Here is a 3,100-nt window from a genome sequence, read left to right as displayed (position 1 = left end):
GAACGCCAGGCCCAGCATCTGCACAGTGTGACAAGGGACTGGAAAGCTTTCCTATTCGGTCTCGCACGACTTGCGTGCCCCGCTGCGTGCCATCTCCGGCTATGCCATGATCCTGGAAGAGGATTACGCCCAGGCCATCGATGACAAGGGGCGCGAACAGTTGCAGGTGATCCGTCGCAACGTGCGCAAGATGGATGCGCTCATCAATGACTTGCTCAAGCTGGCCAAGTCCACCACCGGTGAACTGACCTTGCAGCGCTTCTCCATGGATGAACTGGTCGGTCAGGTGATTGCCGGTCTGCGCCAGGAAAATCCTGGCGTGGCCTTCGAAGTAGCGCATCTGGAAGGCGCAGTGGCCAATCGCGGGTTGATTGCCCAGGTGTGGGAAAACCTGCTGGCCAATGCCGTCAAGTTCAGTAGCAAGAGCGAGCAGCCGTTGGTGCGGGTGAGCATGGAGGTCAGTGCCGACGAATACATCTACGGCGTCCACGACAATGGCGTGGGCTTTGACATGCGTTATGCGCACAAGCTCTTCGGTACCTTCCAGCGCCTGCATCGCCAGGAAGAATATGCCGGCACCGGCATCGGCCTGGCGCTGGTGCAGCGTATCGTGATCCGCCACAGCGGCCGGGTGTGGGCCGAGAGCCAGCCCAAGCAAGGCGCCAGTTTCTACTTCGCGCTGCCGCGCAAGCACGTCTTGCCCGCCCTGAGCGAAGCGTACCGTGCCGTACACTGAAAGACAGATCCCATGAGCATTCCTCTGCGCGTGCTGTTCGTCGAAGACATGGAAGAAGATGCCGTGCTGATGGTGCGCGAGCTCAAGCGCGGCGGCTTCGAACCGAGCTGGCAGCGGGTCGATGATGAACAGGCCCTCTTGGCGGCCCTGCATGAGCAGCGCTGGGACATCGTCATCTCCGACTATTCCATGCCCATGTTTTCCGGGGTGGAAGCCTTGAAGCTGGTCAAGGCCGACAATGACCAGACCCCCTTCATCATCGTCTCCGGCGTCATCGGCGAGCAGACGGCGGTGGAGGTGATGAAGGCCGGCGCCCAGGATTACTTCTTGAAGAGCGCCATTGCCCGCCTGCCGCACGCGGTCGATCGCGAATTGCGCGACGCCCAGGCGCGGCGCAAGCAGCGCGCCAGCGCCCAGGCTCTGCGCGAGATGCAGGCGCGCTTCAATGCCTTCATGAATGCGGCGCCCATGCCGACCTGGATCAAGGATGCGCAGCTGCGCTACAGCTACGTCAATCCGGCGCAATCGGCCTTCTATGGCATGACCCCGCACGACATGGATGGCATGAGCGATGCCGAGCTGATGACTACGGGCGCGGCCGAAGCCTCGCGTGAATACGACCGCAAGGTGCTGGAAGAAAAGTGCGAGCTGCACACCCAGGAAACCGTGTTCGACCACAACCACAATGCCCGCATCCTCGACGTGGTGCGTTTTCCGATCAGCGGCGAAGGCAAGGGCGACATGGTGGCGGGCCTGGCCATCGATGTCACCGAGCGCGAACAGTCGCGGCGCGAGCTGGAGTTGGCGATCCAGCGCCAGCAACTGCTGTCTTCGCGCGTGATCGAGGTGCAGGAGCGCGAACGCCAGCACCTGGCGCGCGGCTTGCATGATGATGTGGGCCAGTCCTTGACGGCGCTGAAGATCAATCTGGAAACCATCAAGAAGACCGGTACCCTGGAAGGGCCGTCGCTGCAGAATGGCATCGACATCGTCACCGCCGTGCTGGCCCAGGTGCGCAGCCTGTCACTGGACCTGCGCCCGCCGCAACTGGACAACCTGGGCCTGATCGCAGCGCTGCGTTCCTATGTGGAGCAGAAGTCCAAGCTGGCCAATGTGAATGGCTGGTTCGAGAGCAGCGGACATGACGGACAGTTGCATCACGATATCGAAAACACGGCCTTTCGCATTGTCCAGGAAGCGGTCACCAACATCCTGCGCCACGCCAAGTGCCAGAACATCTGGGTCAAGATCGACCGCCAGCAGGACCAGCTCTATCTCAGCATCCGCGATGACGGCAAAGGCTTCGACATCGAACGGGCGCGCAGCAACGCCATTTCCGGCACCAGTTTCGGCCTGCTCAACATGGAAGAGCGGGCGGTACTGGTGGGCGGGTCCATGGATATCACTTCGGCGCCCGGCGCAGGGACGGAAATCGTCATGCACCTGCCGGTCGCTCCTATCGTCAGGAGAATGTAAATGCTTACCCGAATCATGCTGGCCGACGACCATGCGCTGGTGCGCAGTGGCATCAAGGCATTGCTGACCGCCATGCCGGGGGTGGAAGTCGTGGGCGAGGCGTCCGATGGCGCCGAGGTCATCGAGATGATCCCCAAGCTGCAACCCGACCTGGTGCTGCTGGACATTGCCATGAAAGGCATGAATGGCCTGGAAGCCCTGCGCCGCCTGCGGGGCGAGTATCCGACCATCCGCTTCCTGATGCTGTCCATGTATGGCAGCGAGGAATACGTGATGCAGGCCTTGAACGCCGGCGCCAATGGCTATCTCTTCAAGGATTCGGCCGCCACCGAGCTGGAAAAAGCCCTATATGAAGTAAAACATGGGCGCCAGTACCTGGATTCGCACATCTCGCGCGAGGCGCTGGACAATTATATGAAGCGTGTTGCACAAAACGGCACGCCGGTGGAAGTGCTGACCCCGCGTCAGCGCGAAATCCTGCAGTTGATCGCCGAAGGCAACAATACCAAGGAGATCGCCTATCAACTCAACGTCAGCGCCAAGACCATCGAGACCCACCGCGCCCAGTTGATGGAGCGGCTCGATATCCGCGACGTGCCGGGACTGGTGCGCTATGCCATCCGTACCGGTATCGCGACCACGGACAAGTGACTAGTCCTGGTGAAATGATATTCACTTTCAGGAAAAATCTGATTTTTTTTGAAAACGCCTGTGCAATAATCCTCTGACAGTACGGGAATCGGCGTCGGTACTGGTTGTCAAGCAGAGCGTCGATGCTGGAACAGCGCCGCAGGGCAGTTTCTGCAGTGCTAGCCACTGCAGGCCACTGTCCCGGGGATGGACGGGGCAGGCAACGGTGGCGCGGTACAGGGGGCCGGGAAGTGGTCA

Annotated in this window: 2 protein-coding genes and 1 pseudogene; all 3 read left to right on the top strand. The window is 60.8% G+C overall.

Going from position 1 to position 3,100, the window contains the following annotated elements; translation table 11 throughout:
* A pseudogene (locus I5W_RS16915) lies at positions 1-736 on the top strand (sensor histidine kinase); the annotation flags it as partial.
* A gap of 12 nt (positions 737-748) precedes the next feature.
* On the top strand, positions 749-2,212 hold the full coding sequence (locus I5W_RS16910; RefSeq protein ID WP_017450497.1) for a hybrid sensor histidine kinase/response regulator: 1,464 nt from the start codon (positions 749-751) through the stop codon (positions 2,210-2,212).
* The gene (locus I5W_RS16905) at positions 2,213-2,863 is read left to right on the top strand and encodes a response regulator (protein WP_017450498.1); all 651 of its coding nucleotides are present in this window, start codon (positions 2,213-2,215) and stop codon (positions 2,861-2,863) included.
* Positions 2,864-3,100: the final 237 nt, after the last annotated feature.

Origin of the sequence: Herbaspirillum sp. B65, assembly GCF_000333555.1 — a bacterium.
Classification (GTDB): Bacteria; Pseudomonadota; Gammaproteobacteria; order Burkholderiales; family Burkholderiaceae_D; genus Herbaspirillum; species Herbaspirillum rubrisubalbicans.
The sequence above is the reverse complement of the archived record's forward strand: the minus strand, read 5'-3'. Positions and strand labels throughout refer to the sequence as shown.

Bases quoted from the DNA above. Each gene is read 5' to 3' on its own strand.
- I5W_RS16905 (WP_017450498.1), top strand. From the start codon at position 2,213: ATGCTTACCCGAATCATGCTGGCCGACGACCATGCGCTGGTGCGCAGT.
- I5W_RS16910 (WP_017450497.1), top strand. From the start codon at position 749: ATGAGCATTCCTCTGCGCGTGCTGTTCGTCGAAGACATGGAAGAAGAT.